This window comes from Clostridium sp. HCP1S3_C6 (assembly GCF_052066735.1).
Classification (GTDB): Bacteria; Bacillota; Clostridia; order Clostridiales; family Clostridiaceae; genus Clostridium.
In genome coordinates this window covers 75013-93520 of sequence record NZ_JBQHRN010000007.1, presented here as the reverse complement: position 1 = coordinate 93520, position 18508 = coordinate 75013, and the positions used below count along the sequence as shown (strand labels likewise).

At 26.7% G+C, this 18508-nt stretch carries 17 protein-coding genes; 13 read left to right on the top strand and 4 right to left on the bottom strand.

Annotated features, from left to right (window positions below):
* Positions 1-7: 7 nt before the first annotated feature.
* A complete protein-coding gene (locus tag ACTNAO_RS04185; RefSeq protein WP_441027449.1) occupies positions 8-2035 on the top strand; it encodes an amylo-alpha-1,6-glucosidase in 2028 nt (675 codons plus the stop codon).
* A gap of 26 nt (positions 2036-2061) precedes the next feature.
* Here ACTNAO_RS04185 and ACTNAO_RS04180 read toward each other — a convergent pair whose 3' ends face one another.
* Complete coding sequence (locus ACTNAO_RS04180) at positions 2062-2406, bottom strand: phenylpyruvate tautomerase MIF-related protein (RefSeq protein ID WP_441027448.1); 345 nt, start codon at positions 2404-2406, stop codon at positions 2062-2064.
* 148 nt (positions 2407-2554) lie between these two features.
* On the opposite strand from ACTNAO_RS04180, the gene ACTNAO_RS04175 reads away from it, so the two are divergent.
* From ACTNAO_RS04175 to upp, 9 genes are all read left to right on the top strand, one after another.
* The gene (locus tag ACTNAO_RS04175; RefSeq protein ID WP_441027447.1) at positions 2555-4291 is read left to right on the top strand and encodes a DUF2207 domain-containing protein; all 1737 of its coding nucleotides are present in this window, start codon (positions 2555-2557) and stop codon (positions 4289-4291) included.
* A 30-nt stretch (positions 4292-4321) separates the two neighbouring features.
* Complete coding sequence (gene mutS, locus ACTNAO_RS04170; protein ID WP_441027446.1) at positions 4322-6988, top strand: DNA mismatch repair protein MutS; 2667 nt, start codon at positions 4322-4324, stop codon at positions 6986-6988.
* Positions 6989-7002: 14 nt separating this feature from the next.
* Positions 7003-8874 carry a DNA mismatch repair endonuclease MutL gene (gene mutL / locus ACTNAO_RS04165; protein WP_441027445.1) on the top strand — a complete coding sequence of 624 codons (1872 nt, stop codon included), beginning with the start codon at positions 7003-7005 and terminating at the stop codon, positions 8872-8874.
* A gap of 9 nt (positions 8875-8883) precedes the next feature.
* Complete coding sequence (gene miaA / locus ACTNAO_RS04160) at positions 8884-9810, top strand: tRNA (adenosine(37)-N6)-dimethylallyltransferase MiaA (protein ID WP_441027444.1); 927 nt, start codon at positions 8884-8886, stop codon at positions 9808-9810.
* A 22-nt stretch (positions 9811-9832) separates the two neighbouring features.
* A complete protein-coding gene (locus tag ACTNAO_RS04155) occupies positions 9833-10423 on the top strand; it encodes a hypothetical protein (RefSeq protein WP_441027443.1) in 591 nt (196 codons plus the stop codon).
* Positions 10424-10448: 25 nt separating this feature from the next.
* A complete protein-coding gene (locus ACTNAO_RS04150; RefSeq protein ID WP_441027442.1) occupies positions 10449-10955 on the top strand; it encodes a hypothetical protein in 507 nt (168 codons plus the stop codon).
* Entirely contained in the window at positions 10948-11598 is a 651-nt protein-coding gene (locus ACTNAO_RS04145; RefSeq protein WP_441027441.1) for an HAD-IA family hydrolase, read from the top strand. The genes ACTNAO_RS04150 and ACTNAO_RS04145 overlap by 8 nt, the downstream gene beginning before the upstream one ends.
* A 141-nt stretch (positions 11599-11739) precedes the next feature.
* On the top strand, positions 11740-12123 hold the full coding sequence (locus ACTNAO_RS04140; RefSeq protein WP_441027440.1) for a hypothetical protein: 384 nt from the start codon (positions 11740-11742) through the stop codon (positions 12121-12123).
* Between the two features lie 167 nt (positions 12124-12290).
* Positions 12291-12920, top strand: coding sequence for a uracil phosphoribosyltransferase (gene upp, locus ACTNAO_RS04135; RefSeq protein WP_441027439.1), 630 nt, complete (start codon positions 12291-12293; stop codon positions 12918-12920).
* 35 nt (positions 12921-12955) lie between these two features.
* On the opposite strand, the gene ACTNAO_RS04130 is transcribed toward upp, so the two are convergent.
* The gene (locus tag ACTNAO_RS04130; protein ID WP_441027438.1) at positions 12956-13327 is read right to left on the bottom strand and encodes a hypothetical protein; all 372 of its coding nucleotides are present in this window, start codon (positions 13325-13327) and stop codon (positions 12956-12958) included.
* Between the two features lie 201 nt (positions 13328-13528).
* Between ACTNAO_RS04130 and ACTNAO_RS04125 the strand changes: the two genes are divergently transcribed.
* The gene (locus tag ACTNAO_RS04125; protein ID WP_441027437.1) at positions 13529-14470 is read left to right on the top strand and encodes a polysaccharide deacetylase family protein; all 942 of its coding nucleotides are present in this window, start codon (positions 13529-13531) and stop codon (positions 14468-14470) included.
* A 37-nt stretch (positions 14471-14507) separates the two neighbouring features.
* On the opposite strand, the gene ACTNAO_RS04120 is transcribed toward ACTNAO_RS04125, so the two are convergent.
* Both ACTNAO_RS04120 and ACTNAO_RS04115 read right to left on the bottom strand, forming a co-directional pair.
* Positions 14508-15785, bottom strand: a complete 1278-nt coding sequence (locus tag ACTNAO_RS04120; protein WP_441027436.1) for an FAD-dependent oxidoreductase — start codon at positions 15783-15785, stop codon at positions 14508-14510.
* Positions 15782-16774 (bottom strand): sulfide/dihydroorotate dehydrogenase-like FAD/NAD-binding protein, encoded by a 993-nt coding sequence (locus ACTNAO_RS04115; RefSeq protein ID WP_441027435.1) that lies wholly within the window; start codon positions 16772-16774, stop codon positions 15782-15784. Before ACTNAO_RS04115 ends, ACTNAO_RS04120 begins: the two co-directional genes overlap by 4 nt.
* A 207-nt stretch (positions 16775-16981) precedes the next feature.
* Here ACTNAO_RS04115 and ACTNAO_RS04110 point away from each other — a divergent pair, with 207 nt between their 5' ends.
* Both ACTNAO_RS04110 and ACTNAO_RS04105 read left to right on the top strand, forming a co-directional pair.
* Positions 16982-17467, top strand: a complete 486-nt coding sequence (locus tag ACTNAO_RS04110; RefSeq protein ID WP_441027434.1) for a QueT transporter family protein — start codon at positions 16982-16984, stop codon at positions 17465-17467.
* Between the two features lie 78 nt (positions 17468-17545).
* Positions 17546-18415 carry a methionyl aminopeptidase gene (locus ACTNAO_RS04105; RefSeq protein WP_441027433.1) on the top strand — a complete coding sequence of 290 codons (870 nt, stop codon included), beginning with the start codon at positions 17546-17548 and terminating at the stop codon, positions 18413-18415.
* The last annotated feature ends 93 nt before the right edge of the window (positions 18416-18508 follow it).

The following is an 18508-nucleotide window of genomic DNA, read 5'->3' as shown; positions in this document are numbered from 1 at the left end:
AATTTATATGAAATCAACATATACACTTGGAAGAGGAAGATTTAAAACTATACAGGAAGGAAATGAACTTTCATGGATGATTGGAAATGGAATAGGTGGTTATTCTAGCAGTACTGCTATAGGAGGAGGGGCAACTTCTTTTCATGGATACTTAGTAGCTTCTCTTAATCCTCCAGTTATGAGAACTTTAGTTTTTACAAGAACTAATGAGGAAGTTATTATAGGAAGTAGAAAATATGATTTAGCTTCTCAAATGTATGTAAATTATAGCAAAAATGGTCATGAATTTTTAGAACGTTTTGTTTTTGATGAGGTTCCAACTTATATCTATAGAGTTGAAGATGTAAATATTAAAAAAACTATATGTGTTGAATATGGTAAAAATACAGCTACTGTTTGCTATGAAATACAAAATGGTTCAAGTGACATTAATTTTAGTATTATACCATTATTTAATTATAAAAGACCTGAAGATTTAAAAGACAAATCCCAAATTAAATTTACAACATCAATAAAGAACAATTACCTAAAGCTTATACCAAATGAAAATAAGGATATATCTATTAATTTTTATACATCAGAAGGGGAATACTATGATAGAAGTTTAATACCTGTATCTATGGCTACTCCAAATTATCTAATTGATGAAGATGAATTTTATATGATTGATAATAGAACAGGAACTCTTGGACTTGATAATCATTATACTCCCTATGAAGTTCAAATAAAAATAAAAGCAAATGAGCATAAAAAATTCTATGTAAAATGTTCTATAGATGAAATTGATAGTAAAACGGGATTTGAAATTGTAAAAGAATATAAAAATAGAATTAATTCTATAGTAGACAATGCAGGATATAACAATAATTTCGTTAATAATCTCATAAAGGCAGCAGATCATTTTATAGTAAATAGAAATAGTACAAAATTAAAAACAATACTTGCAGGTTTTCCTTGGTTTACAGATTGGGGAAGAGATACTATGATTGCTTTTGAAGGTTTATGTCTTACAACAAAAAGATTTAATGATGCAAGAGAAATCTTAGAATCCTTTGCAAAATATATAAAAAATGGACTTGTGCCTAATGTTTTCCCAGATATAAATACTGAACCTATGTATAATACTGTAGATGCTTCTTTGTGGTATTTTCAGGCTGTATATAAATATTTGAAATATACAGGCACTAACAAGGATTATGATTTTATCAAAAATAAAATATACAATAAGCTTTTAGATATATATGAAAATTATAAAAAAGGCACTGATTTTTCTATTAAAATGGATGTAGATGGTCTTATTGAAGCAGGAGATGGCTTAGATCAGGTTACATGGATGGATGTAAGGGTAGGTGATCTTGTGGTAACTCCAAGACATGGAAAGCCAGTTGAAATTAATGCACTTTGGTATAATGCTTTATGTATATTAATAGAATTAACAGAAAAACTTTTTAAAAATGAAAAATCACAATTAATTAATGAATTAATTGACTTAAAAGAAAAAGTAAAAGAAAGTTTTAACAAGAAATTTTGGTATAAAGAAGGACAATATCTTTATGATGTAGTAGATGAAAATGATCCTAAAATAAGACCAAATCAAATATTTGCAGTATCACTGCCATTTTCAATTTTACCTAAAGATAAGGAAAAAAAGGTTGTAGAAACAGTATATAAACACTTATATTCTACTTATGGATTAAGATCCTTATCATTTTTAGATGAAAATTATAAAAATAAATATATAGGCAAATTAATAGATAGAGATAAAGCTTATCATATGGGCACTACTTGGGCTTATTTAATTGGACCTTTTATTACAGCTTTTGTAAAGGTTAATGAATATTCTAAAAAATCTATTTTCCAAGCAAAAGAAATGCTAGAATTATTTGAAGACCATTTAAATGATGGCTGCATAAATGGAATTGCAGAAATATTTGATGGAGATTTTCCATCAACAGGAAGAGGCTGTTATAGTCAAGCTTGGAGTGTTGCTGAAGTTTTAAGAGCCTTTACTCAAGATGTTATGCCATATTTATAATTTTAAAGGAGGCTTATAAACCTCCTTTAAAAAATTTTGCCATTCCAACCCCAAGTATCTACCTCTTCAAATTTAACATAAATAGAATTTTGAGGTATGTTCAATTTTTTTGAATAAAGAGTACATATTTTTTTTGTAACTTCTTTTAATGAGTCCTCATCAACTCTTCCTAATAATTTTACTTCAATAAATGCACCATAATCTAATTTTTTTCCTTTAAAATATAAAGTATAATTATCTTGAAATCCAATCATAAGAAATTTTTCTGATTTTCCTGGAATATTATTCACTATTTTACCAAGTTCTTTTTTTAATTCTTCCTTTTTATTATCAGGCAAGGATATTGTAACTTTAGTATCGATATATGGCATTTTAAACAATCCTTAAAAATTTTTCTTAATATATTATATTTTTTACATTAAATATATGTGTAATTTATATTTTATTATTAATTATAGTTAAAGATAAATTTTTGTGGTATTATGAATATATAATTTGGGGGAATAGAGGGGATAAAAAATGAAAAAAATCACAAAATTGTTTATTTGTACATTGATTTTTTTAAGTTTTACAGTAGGATTAGGGAATACTTGCTTTGCAAAAATTGGTTTATATGATAAGGAAGATCATGATTATGATATAGCACTTTTAGATACATCAATAAATGTATCTGATAGTAATATATATTCTGTAACTGAAAAGATAACAGTAGAGCATTATGATAACGAACAATTATGCAAAGTTATTCCTTTAATTTATGATGGAATAAAAAAAAGTGTAATAAATGTAAAGGTAGAAAATACATCAGGAAAATATGTTATTTATAAAACAGTTAAAAAAGGTAATAATCTTTATGTTTATTTTAACAATGAAAAATCTGATGCAACTGAAACTTTTAAAATATCATATGAATATAATATGGGGTATGACTATGATGATAGTAAGGATATGTTTTACTTTGACTTAACAGGAAAATCATGGACAGAAGATATTAAAAAAGTTAAATTTTCAATTACATTTCCTTCATTTTTTGATGTTAGAAAAATGAACATATATTCAACTACATTAGATGATGATAATTTATGTATTACTTGTTTTGCAGGAAAAACATTAAAAGGTGAAACAACAGATATTATTCCAGCATTAAATAATTTAATAGTTACATTTAAATTTGATGATGGATTTTTCAAAGAAAATAGAACATTAGTAGACTACTTACCAGATTATGCTACATATGTAATTGTAGGATTATTAGCTTTATGTTTATTAATACTTATAAAAGATAAAATTATGATTAAACATTTAAATAAATATAATCCTGAAATAGCTAATATTAATTTTGAAAAAATAAAAAAACTTAAATTGAATCCTATGGAAATAGCATATATAACCAATAATGGTATAAGCACTAAAGATGTAGTTGCAATGCTTTATTATTGGCAAGAGAAGGATTATATAACTATAGAAAGAGTTCATAGAGATTATAAAATAACTTTTAATGAAATATTTATTAAAGGTAAAGATTATGAAGTGAAATTATATAATTATTTTTATGATTTTGCTCAAAATAGGATTTTATATTTATCTTGCATAGGTTCGGATTTTGATGGAGTTTTTAAAGGAACAATGTATAAAACTGTAGATAGTTTAATACATAATAAAAGATTTTTTATGTTTAAATATAGAAAACACGGAATAATTCTTAGATATATAGCTTTATTTTTACTTTCTTGTGTTTTGGGAATAACCGCCTATAAATTTATGGGAACAAAAGCATCTTTCTATGAAGGTACATTTGTAAGTTTTATATTTATTAATTTACTAATAAAGGGTGTATTTGCTGTTTTAGATAGAAACATAAAAAACAATAGTTTTTTAAAAGGAGTAAATATAATAGCTAGTGTACTTGGAATTATTGTTTTTATTTTACTTGCAAAAGAAATGCCTAATGTTATAATTTATAATTATTCAAGATTTGATTTATTAGAATTACTTATAGTTATATCTATAGTTATATACATATTAATATTAGGTTTATCTTTTAATTCTATACCATTATCTAAAAATGGCAAAGTAATAAAAAATGAATTATTAACCTTTAAAAATATGCTTGAAAATTCTAAATATGAATATACCCTTGAAGAATTATATTATGCTATAGCATTAGATGTAGAACCACTAATTATGACCAATAAGGATTTATTAAATTATGAATTTATGCAGTTTAATGATCAAAAACTTCATATAAATATTTAAATTAAAACTAAAAATGAAAGGACGATAATAATGAAATTAACTCCTATGATGAGTCAATATGTTCAGATGAAAGAAAAATACAATGACTGTATTTTATTTTACAGGGTTGGAGATTTCTATGAAATGTTTTTTGAAGATGCAAAATTAGCAGCAAGGGAGTTAGAACTTGTACTTACAGGAAAAGATTGTGGCTTAGAAGAAAGAGCTCCTATGAGTGGCATACCTTACCATGCTGCATCATCATACATATCAAGGCTTGTATCAAAAGGGTATAAGGTAGCTATTTGTGAACAAATTGAAGATCCAGCCTTAGCTAAAGGACTTGTTAAGAGAGATGTTATTAAAATAGTAACACCAGGTACTTATACTGATGAATCTTCTGAAGGAAATAAAAACAATGTTTATATAGCATGTATTTTAGAAGAAAATGGTTATTTTGGCATAGCCTATTCAGACATTAGTACAGGAGAATTTAAAACTACTTCCTTTACAAATTTAAAAAGTACTTTAATTGATGAAATAACAAAAATAGAGCCAAGGGAAATTTTACTTAATAATAAGGTTAATAACCTTTTAGAAAAAGACTTAATTTCACATATAAATACAGTAATAACAAAAAAAGATTTTTCAACATTTAAAGTAACAGATGAAGAAATTATAGAACAATTTTCTAAAGTTGAAGTAGATGGACTTGAAGAAACTTCTAAAAATGCATGCAAAGTTCTTCTTAAATACATTTTTGAAACACAGAAAATGTCACTAACTAATATTAACTTTTTGGAAAAATACAACATAGTTAACTATATGTCAATTGATGGAAACACAAGACGAAACTTAGAACTTACAGAAAGTATACGAGAAAAATCAAAAAAGGGTTCCCTTTTATGGGTTTTAGATAAAACTGCTACATCTATGGGAGGAAGAGCTTTAAGACGTTTTGTTGAAGAACCATTAATAAAAAAAGCAGAAATTGAAAAAAGACTTAATGGTGTAGAAGAATTATTTAATGATATATCTTTAAATGAAGATTTAAGGGAAGTACTTAAAAATATATATGATATAGAAAGAATAGTAGGTAAAATATCAAATGGAAATGTTAACGGAAAAGATATGGTATCTTTAAAATGTTCCTTAGAAAGAATTCCTTTTGTTAAAGAAAAAATACAAAATTCTAAAAGTGCAATTTTAAAAGAATATTACGAAAATCTTGATGAACTTGCTGATGTTAAAAATCTACTTGAAAGTGGTATAAAAGATGAACCACCTATATCTGTTAAAGAAGGAAATATTATAAAAAGTGGTTATAATGATACTGTAGATGAGCTTAGAAAAGCAAAATCCCATGGCAAGGAATGGATTGCCGCTTTAGAAAATCAAGAAAGAGAATCCACAGGAATTAAGTCCTTAAAAGTTGGTTATAATAAGGTATTTGGATATTACATAGAAATAACTAAATCTAATTATGACTTAATTCCAGAAGGCAGATATATAAGAAAGCAAACTTTATCAAATGCTGAAAGATTTATAACACCTGAACTTAAGGAAATGGAAAACAAAATATTAGGTGCTGAAGAAAAGCTTGTAACTCTTGAATATGAGTTATTTGTAGATATTAGAAATAAAGTTGAAAAAGAAATAGCACGTTTAAAAAACAGTGCTAGAATTATTGGTATTTTAGATGCATTATCAACTTTGGCCTTAGTAGCTCTTGAAAATGGTTATGTAAAACCTTCCATAAATGAAAATGGAACAATAACTATTAAAGAAGGCAGACATCCAGTAGTTGAAAAAGTTATTGAAAAAGGCGAATTTGTATCTAATGATACTACATTAAATAAAAAGGACAATAGAATTCTGCTTATAACAGGTCCTAATATGGCAGGAAAATCTACATATATGAGGCAAGTAGCTTTAATTACGTTAATGGCTCAAATAGGATCATTTGTCCCAGCTAGTTCTGCTGATATATCTGTTTGCGATAAAATATTTACAAGAATAGGGGCTTCAGATGATTTAGCTGGAGGTAAATCTACATTTATGGTTGAAATGTGGGAAGTATCTAATATATTAAAAAATGCCACAAGCAATAGTCTTGTGCTTTTAGATGAAGTAGGACGTGGTACATCAACATATGATGGTCTTAGTATTGCTTGGTCAGTAATAGAATATATTGCACAAAATGAAAATCTAAGATGTAAAACTCTTTTTGCAACTCATTATCATGAACTTACTAAATTAGAAGGCAAAATAAATGGAGTAAAAAATTATTCTGTTGCTGTTAAAGAAATAGATGACAATGTGGTATTTCTTAGAAAAATAATTGAAGGCGGAGCGGATCAATCTTACGGTATTGAAGTTGCAAAACTTGCAGGTCTTCCTTTTGATGTAATTAAGCGTGCAAGACAAATATTAAAAAAACTTGAAAATGATAAATCCTCAATAAACGAAGATGATATTTTAACAATTAAAGATATTAAAAAAGAACATGAAAAAGTTTCTGATTTAAACAATGAAAATAGTAAATTGCATAAAAAAGATACTAAGAATACAAATGATTTAGTCCAAATGGATTTTAACTTTGTGCAAAAGGAAAACTTAATTAAAAAAATAAAATCTATGGAAGTAATTAATTTGACACCAATGGAAGCAATAAATGCTTTATATAGTCTTTATGAAGAAGCAAAAAACTTAGATTAATGGAGGCTTTTATTTTGGAAAGAATTAATTTATTAGATGAAAATACATCAAATAAAATAGCAGCTGGAGAAGTAGTTGAAAAACCTTCTTCAGTAGTTAAAGAATTAATCGAAAATAGTATTGATGCTTCCTCTAAAAATATTACAATTGAAATTGAAAATGGAGGAATATCATTAATACGAATAATAGATGATGGGGTAGGAATATACAAAGATGACATAAAAAAAGCTTTTTTGCCTCATGCAACAAGTAAAATAAAAAATGAAAAAGATTTATTTTCCCTTCATACTTTAGGTTTTAGGGGAGAAGCACTTCCATCTATTGCTGCTGTATCTAAAGTATACATGAAAAGCAAAACCTTAGACCAAGAGTATGGTATGGAACTAAAAATAGATGGTGGAGTTTTTAAAGATATAACTGAATGTGGTTGTAATAATGGAACTACCATAGAAGTTAGGGATATTTTTTATAATGTTCCTGCCAGGAAAAAATTTCTAAAATCAACATCAAGGGAAGCTGCAAATATTTCTGATATTATAAACAGAATTGCCATTGCTAATCCCAAAATTAGCTTTAAATTTTTTAACAATGGTAAAAAAATGCTTCATACCTTTGGAACTGGTAATTTAAAGGATGTAATTAGAGCTGTTTATGGAAAAAACATAAGTGAAAACATTTTGTATTTTGAAAATGCTGATGATACTATTACTCTTTATGGTTATGTTGGAAAAGAAGAAATAGCTAGAGGTTCTAGAAATAATCAAAGTATATTTGTAAATGGAAGGTATATAAAACATAAAACACTTACAGTAGCAGTAGAAAATGCATTTAAATCATTTTCTACTGTAAATAAATTTCCTTTCTTTGTTCTATGTATAGAAATATATCCAGAACTTGTAGATGTAAACATTCATCCAACAAAAGCTGAAATTAAATTTGAAGATGATAGAATTGTTTTCAAAAAAGTATTTGCTGCAGTTCATGAAGCATTAAAAAAAGATGTATTTGAAAGTTTTCAATTACCAGAAGAAAATGAAAATCTACGTAAGGATATTGAAGAAATTACACTTCCTATTGATTTATCTAGTAGTAGCATACAGAATAATACTTTAAATGAAATTAATAAAAATACTAATACTTATGAATCAGCTAATACATGGCAGCTAGAAAAGGATGATACTTTTAATAAAATAAAACCAGATAATATAAATGAAGGAAAAATAAACAAAACTATTGCAATAAGTAATACTACAGATAAGTCTAAATATATTGTATCCTCAGAAGAAATACCTATTTCTAATGCTAAATTTCCTGAAATAAGGATAATAGGTCAATTTAATAAAACATATATTTTAGGTGAATATGAAGAAGAATTGTATATTATAGATCAACATGCTGCTCATGAAAAAATACTATTTGAAAAATATTTAAATGATATTGAAAATTCATCTATATTAGTTCAGCCCCTTTTAGTTCCTATTTTGCTTGAACTTACTCTAGATGATTATTCCTATTATAAAGAAAACAAGCAAATATTCACAAATGCAGGTTTTACTTTAGAAGAATTTGGCGAGAATACTTTGGCATTAAAAGAAGTACCTTATTTTTTAGGTAAAACAGAAACAAAAGAATTATTTTTAAGCATTTTAGATAATCTAAAATCTCTGGGAACTGGAAAAACTACAGAAGTTAAATATAATAATATAGCAACAATGGCTTGTAAGGCTGCAGTTAAAGGTAATGATAGATTGTCTATGGAAGAAATGGAATCCTTAGTTGAAAAATTAAGATTTATAAATGATCCTTTCCATTGTCCTCATGGCAGACCTACAATTATTAAAATGACAAATTATGAAATGGAAAAAAAATTTAAAAGAATAGTTTAAGGTGAAAATATGAAACAAAAAGTACTTGTATTAGGAGGACCTACAGCTGTAGGTAAAACGGAAACATCAATAAATATTGCCAAAAAACTAAATGGAGAGATTATTTCAGCTGATTCAATGCAAATATATAAGATGATGGATATTGGTTCAGCAAAGGTTACAAAAAATGAAATGAAAGGTATAAAGCACTATATGATTGATATAGTAGAACCAGATTGTCCTTTTTCTGTTTCAGAATATAAAAAATTAGGTGAAGAAGCAATAGATAATATATTGTCTAAAAATAAATTACCCATGATTGTAGGAGGTACTGGATTATATATTAATTCTTTAACTTGCAATATGGAATTTACTGAATCTAAAAAAGATGATGAATACAGAGAATATTTGCAAAATCTTGCCTTAGAAAAAGGAAATGAATATATACATAACATGTTAAAAAACATTGATATAAAAAGTTATGAAAGTATTCATCCTAATAATGTAAAAAGAGTTATTAGAGCATTAGAGGTTTATAAATTAACTGGAAAACCTTTTAGTTCTTATAATATTGGTGATGAAATATACAATTCAAATTATGATATTCATTATTTTGTTTTAACTATGAATAGAGAAGAATTATATAAAAGAATTAACAAACGTGTAGATATTATGATGGAAAAAGGACTATTAAATGAATGTATTAGTCTTAAAAATAGGGGGTATAATTCATCAATGCAGTCTATGCAAGGAATTGGATATAAAGAACTTTTATATTATCTAGAAGGACAAATCTCCTTAGAAGATGCTATAGAACTTATAAAAAAGGGCTCAAGAAATTATGCAAAAAGACAACTTACATGGTTTAGACACGATAAAAGAGTAAAATTTTTAGATAAAGATATATTATCTCAAGAAGAAATTGAAGAAATTATATGTAATGATCTAAAAAAATAGTTTTATAAATTAGGGGTAAACAATGAAAAATAACAATGCTAAATCTTTTTTATTTAAGATTATAATTATATTATGGCTTCTTAATATGATAATATCTTTTTTTGATAGTGAATTACAAATTTATAATAAAATAATTAGTGCTTTTTCAAATAGTACATATATAAATTATTATTGTCATTTGTTAAGATTTCTTGTATTTGTAATTGGGTGGCTTGCAATTTTATCTTATAGTATATTACATAGGAAAGCAAAAATAAAATTTTATAATTTAATTTTATGTACTATTATTTTAATAAGTATTTTTACTATTGGACTTTCTCTTAATTACTATAGAGATTATAATTCTATATTAAAAAAGGAATACTTAAAAGATACTGTTAATAAAAATCAAATTACTGCAATACTGCCATCTGATTCTAGTTATTTTAATGTTATAAAATATAATAATGGTGATGAATTTATATTAAGTTCAAGTGATTATAATAAAATAATGTCAAAATTTAAAATTAATGAATTAGATGCTGCTAATAATTCGGGTAAATATGATGAAAATAATACTGTAACAATTCATTATTTAAAATATACAGGTAATATTGTTTATATTAATAACTAAAAAATAGAAAGAGAGGTTGATAAAAATGGATATTCATGTTGCTCAAAAAATTTACATTGACCATAATTGTAACTATGAATTAATGAAAAATGATAATAGTATTGATGAATATAATAAATATAATGTTTCAAAAGAATTAGAACTAAAATGGCAGGAATTATATAAAGATGATTTAATAAAAAATATGCATATGTCTCTTAACAATAAAGCTGAATTTGCCGAAAAGCTTGCTAAAATAACAAATGAAACAAATGATTTTGATTCCTTAATAGCAATATTTAATGAAACAAAAGAATTATATAAAATAAATGATTCTGCAAATGTAATTGAAATGTGTCAAATTATACCTAACGCTATAAGTCCAAAAATGTTACGTGATAATTATTCAGAAGTTAGAGGTATAGTTATTGATGTAATGGACATGCTTGAAGTTCTATTAAGAAAAGATATGGTAAATACTGAAAAGCAAAAAGATATAAGAGCATCTCTTGACATTGAAGGTATTAAAAAGGTGATGAAAAAGCATGAGTAAATATGAGTTTATATTATTTGATTTTGATGGAACTATAGTAGATACTGGCGAAGGTATTTTAAAATCAATTGAATATGCCCTTACAAGTTTAAATTATCCTGTAAATTCAAAAGATGAATTAAAAAAATTTATAGGGCCTCCCTTAGTTGTAAGCTTTCGTGAATTCTGTCACTTTAATGAAGAACAAATAGAAAAAGCTGTTTCCTTATATCGTGAAAGATATAATAAAAAAGGATTATATGAAATATCAAAATATAAGGATTTAGAAAATTTATTAATAAAGTTAAAAGATGAAAATAAAAAAATAATTTTAGCTACATCTAAACCAGAAGACTTTGCCATAGCTATTTTAAAAAATGTAGACCTTTATAAATATTTTGATTTTATTGCAGGAAGTACCCTTGATGGCAAACGAAATAATAAAACTAAAGTAATTGATTATGCTATAAAGAATATGAATATTACTGATATAAGTAAAGCTATAATGATTGGTGATAGAAAATTTGACATTGAAGGTGCTAATAATTTTAATATGGATTCTATAGGTGTATTATATGGATATGGTTCATATAATGAATTATCAAAGGCAGGAGCTACATACATAAAAAGAACTCCAATGGATATTTATGAAATTTTAAAATAGAATGATAATTTTACTTGTTAAATAAAATATGCTCTCTTTATTATAAAAAAGTTAATTTATATAACTTATTTACAACATTTATTAATGGAGGTACAATAAATATATATATTTAATTGCTGTTAATAAAGGTGGGGAGTAGTAATGTTAAAGGCCGATGAAAATATTAGTAAAGAAAAATTAAAAAAAATAGTTGAATATATGTTATTATCTGATAGAAAATATGGAGTCAGATTAGATATATATGTTACAGAAGAATACGATGATAATGATGAATTTTTAGGTTATAAATTATCCTATATTCAAAATGATTTAGGATTAGAAATTATTGGACCTGCTCAGTGTCTTTTGCCATTCTTCTTTCTAGATAAATATGAGATAGAAGTTCAGGAAATTAAGGATAAATATAAAAAAGAAAATATAATTCTAACTGATGAGGAAGCTAAAGATAAATGGATTGATAAGCTTCAAGGACACTTAGATGGACAAATTAATAGGTTAAAAAAATTATTTACAGAAAAAAGATAAGAAAAAGAGATTGTAGAAATGATAATGTTTTTGCAATCTCTTATTTTTTAAAAAATTTTTATTATCAATAATTTTCATGGCAAAAAATACATGCAAATTACTGCTTTTCTTTTTTAGAATTTGGTGTATAATTAATAAGAATTATAACTTATTATATAGGAGGAATTATGGAAAACGTAACTATATTTGATCATCCATTGATTCAACATAAAATATCAAAACTTAGAGATATACATACAGGTACAAATGAATTTCGTAAGTTAGTAGAAGAACTAGCAATGTTAATGGGTTATGAAGCCTTAAGAGATTTAAAATTAGAAGAAGTAACAATACAAACACCTATTGAAACATGTAAAGTTAATATGATAGGTGGAAAAAAGCTTGTTATTGTTCCAATATTAAGAGCAGGTCTTGGAATGGTAAATGGTATATTATCTCTTGTACCTTCTGCTAAGGTAGGTCATATAGGATTATGTAGAGATGAAGTAACACATGAACCTCATGAATATTATTGTAAATTACCAGATTGCTTAGAAGAAAGAGATATATTAGTATTAGATCCTATGCTTGCAACTGGTGGTTCTGCAATTGCAGCAATTGATTTTATAAAAAAACATGGTGGAAAAAATATTAAATTTATGTCCATAATTGCAGCTCCTGAAGGGCTTAAAAAATTTACAGATGCACACAAAGATGTGCAAGTATATTGTGGCAGCCTTGACAGAGAATTAAATAAGGATGCTTATATTTGTCCTGGTCTTGGAGATGCAGGGGATAGAATTTTTGGTACAAAGTAAAAATAAAAAATGATGTAATTTTTTTACATCATTTTTTATTTTAGAGTAATATTTTCATTATCATTAGAGTTTATATCTATATGTTTATAAAGTTTGTTATTTTCTTTAAATTTACATTCCTGTTCATTATTATTTCCATCACAATAAGAAATAAATAAATTTCCGTCAGCAATATGAGCTGGTAAAAATATAGTTAAAGAATACTGTTCATTTACTGACATTTCTGGTATTTCTATAGGCACAACTTCTTCTGAATAATGAATTTTTATATTACTTATATTTGTTTTAGTTTTATTACATAAAACTATATGACATTTTGAATTATTATCTACAAGTAATATAAATGATAATACAAATAAACACAATAAAGTTCCTAAGCATATATGGAATAAATATTTTTTATACATGTTACACCTCTTAATATTTCATAAGTATACATTATTTTGTAAAATTTGTCTATATTTTAATGGCTTTTTTTAATATGACCTCCTAATATTATATTATTGAAAATTTTAAGGTTATTTTAAGTTTTCAATAATATAATATTAAAAATTTTCATCAAATTATTATAAATATGTGCTATAATTACTTTAGTACAAGCTATAAATATGGGAGGTAATTTTACGTTTAATTTAGTTATGAAAAAGCAAAAAAGAAAAAATATTCATTCAACAATTAAAAACATAATTAGCATTATGTGTATAACATCCATTACACTAACATGTTTGGGATGTGGTGGTAGTAAAAGCAGTAGTGATGATTCTCAAGTTGTAACTGCTTCTAAAGAAGATTCCAATTCTGAAACTTCAAATGATAATAATGAGAAAGAAAAAAGCAGTAATGATGACACAAAAAGCACCAGTGAAAATTCTGATACTCCAGCTTTTATAAATAAGTATTTAGAACAACAAAGAGCTCAACAAACTCCAGAAGGGGCAGATGGTGTAAAGGTAGCTTATTTAACTTTTGATGATGGACCCTCAACAACAGTTACACCTAAGGTACTTGATGTTTTAAAAGAAAAGGGTGTAAATGCTACATTTTTTGTATTAGGTAAATATGTTGATGGATCAGAGGAAGGAAAAGAACTTATAAAAAGAATTCACGAAGAAGGAAATGCTATAGGCATTCATACATATAATCATAATTATGACATTTTATATCCAGGAAGGTATGCTAATGCTGATAATATAATGTCAGAAATCAACAAAACTCAAACAGCCCTTCAAAATGTACTTGGTAGTGATTATAGGACAAGCGCTGTTAGACTTCCAGGTGGTCATATGTCTTGGAAAGGCCTTGAGGAAACTGATAAGAGATTTGCAGAACAAGGATATTATTCTATTGACTGGAATGAATTAACAGGTGATGCAGAGGGAAAAACAAAGAGTCCTGATGAACTTTTAAATTATTTAAAATCACAACATCAATTTGAAAAAGCTGTTATATTAATGCATGATACTTATGGCAAAGAAAATACAGCAAAATCTCTTTCAGCTCTTATTGATTACTTAAAGGGTCAAGGATATATATTTAAAACAATACAATAATAAAAAGGCAGGAAATTTTTCTTTCCTGTCTTTTCCTTTAACATAATTTTTCATTAAATAAATTATCTAAATTTAATTTTTCAATTCTATTTCTTATTTCTTTAATATTCATGGTATATAAATTTTGCTGTTTCATTCTCTTAAAATATGATGCTCCAGCAAAAGTATATCGGTCTCGGCGTCCTTCTTTAGTTGATGATTTTTCGTTTTCATAAGCTATAATGTCGCCAATAGCAGTTGAACGTGGTAAAATTAATAAGTGCATACCAAGTGCCATTCTTACTGAATTGTGGCCAGCTAAAGTACCAGTTACAATTGCTTCTGTGTGCCCAACAAATAGTCCTGATTTTTCTCCAGCGCAGAATAAATTGTTAATATTATTAACTTTCATGTCATTTGTTCTTGGAGCTACTGATAAATATCTAATGGAATTGCCTTTACTTCCTGCATATGGGTCTACATATTTTGCATGTTCAAGTCCCTTTATTTTTCTAAGTTTTTCAAGAGGATAATAAGTAGTCATAAGCTTAGCATGACCAGTATCTAAAAGAACTATATTTTCTGCAAATTCCTTTAAGGCATATTGCTGACATACTTTAGTATCAAGTTTACCATAATTAATGTCTTCCTTAGGAACTTTAAGAATGCAAACACCTTTTTCATTAAGTTCTTTTCTTATATCCTCAGATAAACTTTCTTTTGATAATTTACAGGAACCTGAAAAGGCTCCAAGTACATCATTACCCCTTTCTCCTTGAATATCAAGTACGCCACATCTTTGACTTATACTTATTCTAGGTCCAAAAGCAGGGCATCTTAAAATGCACATAGAACATCCATTGCCATATCTTAAGCAATTTCCCATAGGTCCAGTTGTACCTGTAGTTTCTATAAAAACATCACCAGATACATATGTGCCATCAGATAATATTATACCTTTAATTCTTCCTTTCTCAAAATCTACATCCTGAGCCCTTTTTTCCATATGAATATTAATACCCATTTTTACTATATAATCACGTACTTTTCCTTCAATTGTATTAACATTGTATAATGTTGCATGGTTATGTCCTGGAAAAGAGATATTAGTATGAGTAGCTGCTTCATCACAAATATCTATTAAATCACCGCCACCTAAAGCTATTAATTCTTCTGCAGCTGTATATCTTCCATTATTTCTCATTATTCCACCAACATTTCCAAGTCCCAGTAAAAGATCAGTTTTTTCATATATATGAACATCAGCACCAGCTTTTTTGGCACTTATAGAAGCTGCAACACCTGCCCAGCCTCCACCTATTATAACAACCTTCATATAAATCTTCTCCCTTCAAAAATACTTCTTGGACTACATTGAAGTTTGCAAAATCTCTTTACCTTGTGACCTGCATATCTATTTGTACATGCACCACATATGCCTTCACCACAACACATTTTAAAATTATTACAGCAAGACAGAAGTATATCAGGTCTTTTTAAATCATCTAAAAATTTAATAACATTATATGTTAAAATATCAGCACCAGCTATATGAATAAGTGATACATTTTTATCCTTTATAGCTGATGTAAGTAAAAATTCACATTCCTTTGACAAAGCTCCCTTATAAATAAGATTAGTTTCAACTGGTTCTATATTAAATTGTCTAATGTAATTTTTAGCAAAGTTATTTTTAAAGGGTGCAAAATCTGTAAGAACATCTATTTCATTATTGTTAGATAAAAGTTTCTTTATAACTGGAATCATAGGAGCAAGACCTATGCCTCTGCCTAAAACAAGTGCATTTGAATTTTCAATTTTTAAAAGATCTCTTATTCCAAAAACGCCGTTAAAGTATGGCGCACGAATTGCAATAGTATCATTTTTATTTATGCTTAAAAGCTTTTTTGTTTTTATGCCTCTTATTTCAATAACAGTAGTTATTGTATCATTATCTATATTAGATTCAAGCACAGAAATAGGAATATCGAAAAACTGATTTTTATCCGTTCTTATGAATATATAACTACCAGGTCTAACAAGATCAATTGCAAGCTTATGAGGAACTATAAAAGTAAGTTCTAAAAGATTTTCTTCAATTAAATTAGATTTTATTACAGTACAATTGTAAGTTTTTCTTGTCTTTTTTATTTTGCCTCCATTATTAAATAATTCTTGATAGACACAAACCCCTTCCCAATTAACACAATCACAAAAACATTTTCCCTGAAGCTGAGAACAAATAAGACATTCTCCTGATTCAGCCAAATGACAAGGACAATATTCACTGCCACAATCTATGCAATCAATTTTTTCATTTATCATAAAAACTCCTTAATTATTTTCATCTTATATATAAGATATTTTTGTTTCTGGATTTTGTTACAATTACTTAAAATATATCTTTTTTTAATTGCATAAATAATTAAAATAAACTATAATATCTTTCGGTGAGTTCGAAACCTTCCTCACCTAAATCAATAAGATTTTACTTATTTAGATAAAAAAAACAAAACTAAAGGAGAATTAAATATGAAAACAAACAAAATTAAATTTATTACTCAAGCTGCACTTATAAGTGCTATTTACATTGCGTTAACTCTAATTGCAAATGCTCTTGGCCTTGCAAATGCTGCTATTCAAGTAAGATTTTCCGAAGCACTTACAATACTTCCCGTATTTACAAGTGCAGCAGTGCCGGGATTATTTGTAGGCTGTCTTTTATCAAATATCCTAACTGGATGTGCTCCTTGGGATATTTTATTTGGAAGTTTAGCCACACTTATTGGTGCAATATTTACACTAAAACTTAAAAATTTAAAATGGGCAGCATCTTTGCCACCTATTATTTCAAATACAATAATAGTTCCATTTGTTTTATCTTATGTGTATGGGGCGGAGGGTACTATTCCTTATCTTATGGTTACAGTTGCTATAGGCGAAATAATTTCCTGTGCAGTATTAGGTAACTTACTAAGAATTGCACTAAAACCTCATGAAAAGATATTCAAATTATAAATGATAATTTTTCTTATTTGTATTTTTGTGTAAATGTAATATAATAAAATAAGATGCAAATAATAAGGAGAGATATTTATGAATCTTAGCAGAAATGATGAATGTTGGTGTGGAAGCCACAAGAAATATAAAAAATGCCACTTAGCTCTTGATGAAAAAATAGAACATTACAAGCTAAAGGGTTGTTTAGTACCTTCTAGAAAAATAATTAAAAATGCAGAACAAATTGAAGGTATAAAAAAAAGTGCAAAAATTAATACTGCTGTACTTGATTTAGTAGCTAAAAATATAAAAGCTGGTATGAGTACAGAAGAAATTGATAAATTAGTTCATGATTTTACTGTATCACAAGGAGCTATTCCTGCACCTTTAAATTTTGAAGGTTTTCCTAAAAGCGTATGTACTTCAATTAATGATGAAGTTTGTCATGGTATACCAAGTCCAGATGTTATATTAGAAGAAGGAGATATTGTAAATGTAGATGTTTCTACTATATATAATGGATACTATTCTGATGCCTCAAGAATGTTTAAAATAGGACATGTACACGAAGATTTAGATAAACTTGTAAGAGTATCTAAAGAATGTTTAGATAAAGGTCTTGAAATGGCAAAACCTTGGGGATTTTTAGGAGATATTGCAGAAGCAGTTCAAACTCATGCAGAAGCTAACGGCTATTCTGTAGTAAGGGAATTTGGTGGTCACGGAGTAGGAATTGAATTCCATGAAGATCCTTTTGTTGCTCATGTAGGTAAAAAGGGAACAGATATGCTTTTAGTTCCTGGTATGATTTTTACAATTGAACCTATGATTAATATGGGTACAAAAGATATTTTTATAGATGCTGATAATGATTGGACTGTTCTTACAGAAGATGGTATGCCTTCTGCTCAATGGGAATATACAGTTTTAATAACAGAAGATGGTCATGAAGTATTAACTTATTAATATAATTAATTTTAAATATTTAATAAAGGACTACTACATTAAATTGTTAATTTTTAATGTAGTAGTTCTTTATTATTGGTAAATTAAACAATT

Bases quoted from the DNA above. Each gene is read 5' to 3' on its own strand.
- ACTNAO_RS04110 (WP_441027434.1), top strand. From the start codon at position 16,982: ATGAAAACAAACAAAATTAAATTTATTACTCAAGCTGCACTTATAAGT.
- ACTNAO_RS04175 (WP_441027447.1), top strand. From the start codon at position 2,555: ATGAAAAAAATCACAAAATTGTTTATTTGTACATTGATTTTTTTAAGT.
- ACTNAO_RS04145 (WP_441027441.1), top strand. From the start codon at position 10,948: ATGAGTAAATATGAGTTTATATTATTTGATTTTGATGGAACTATAGTA.
- ACTNAO_RS04130 (WP_441027438.1), bottom strand. From the start codon at position 13,327: ATGTATAAAAAATATTTATTCCATATATGCTTAGGAACTTTATTGTGT.
- ACTNAO_RS04185 (WP_441027449.1), top strand. From the start codon at position 8: ATGAAATCAACATATACACTTGGAAGAGGAAGATTTAAAACTATACAG.
- ACTNAO_RS04180 (WP_441027448.1), bottom strand. From the start codon at position 2,406: ATGCCATATATCGATACTAAAGTTACAATATCCTTGCCTGATAATAAA.
- ACTNAO_RS04115 (WP_441027435.1), bottom strand. From the start codon at position 16,774: ATGATAAATGAAAAAATTGATTGCATAGATTGTGGCAGTGAATATTGT.
- ACTNAO_RS04150 (WP_441027442.1), top strand. From the start codon at position 10,449: ATGGATATTCATGTTGCTCAAAAAATTTACATTGACCATAATTGTAAC.
- ACTNAO_RS04125 (WP_441027437.1), top strand. From the start codon at position 13,529: ATGGGAGGTAATTTTACGTTTAATTTAGTTATGAAAAAGCAAAAAAGA.
- mutS (WP_441027446.1), top strand. From the start codon at position 4,322: ATGAAATTAACTCCTATGATGAGTCAATATGTTCAGATGAAAGAAAAA.
- upp (WP_441027439.1), top strand. From the start codon at position 12,291: ATGGAAAACGTAACTATATTTGATCATCCATTGATTCAACATAAAATA.
- miaA (WP_441027444.1), top strand. From the start codon at position 8,884: ATGAAACAAAAAGTACTTGTATTAGGAGGACCTACAGCTGTAGGTAAA.
- ACTNAO_RS04140 (WP_441027440.1), top strand. From the start codon at position 11,740: ATGTTAAAGGCCGATGAAAATATTAGTAAAGAAAAATTAAAAAAAATA.
- ACTNAO_RS04105 (WP_441027433.1), top strand. From the start codon at position 17,546: ATGAATCTTAGCAGAAATGATGAATGTTGGTGTGGAAGCCACAAGAAA.
- ACTNAO_RS04155 (WP_441027443.1), top strand. From the start codon at position 9,833: ATGAAAAATAACAATGCTAAATCTTTTTTATTTAAGATTATAATTATA.
- ACTNAO_RS04120 (WP_441027436.1), bottom strand. From the start codon at position 15,785: ATGAAGGTTGTTATAATAGGTGGAGGCTGGGCAGGTGTTGCAGCTTCT.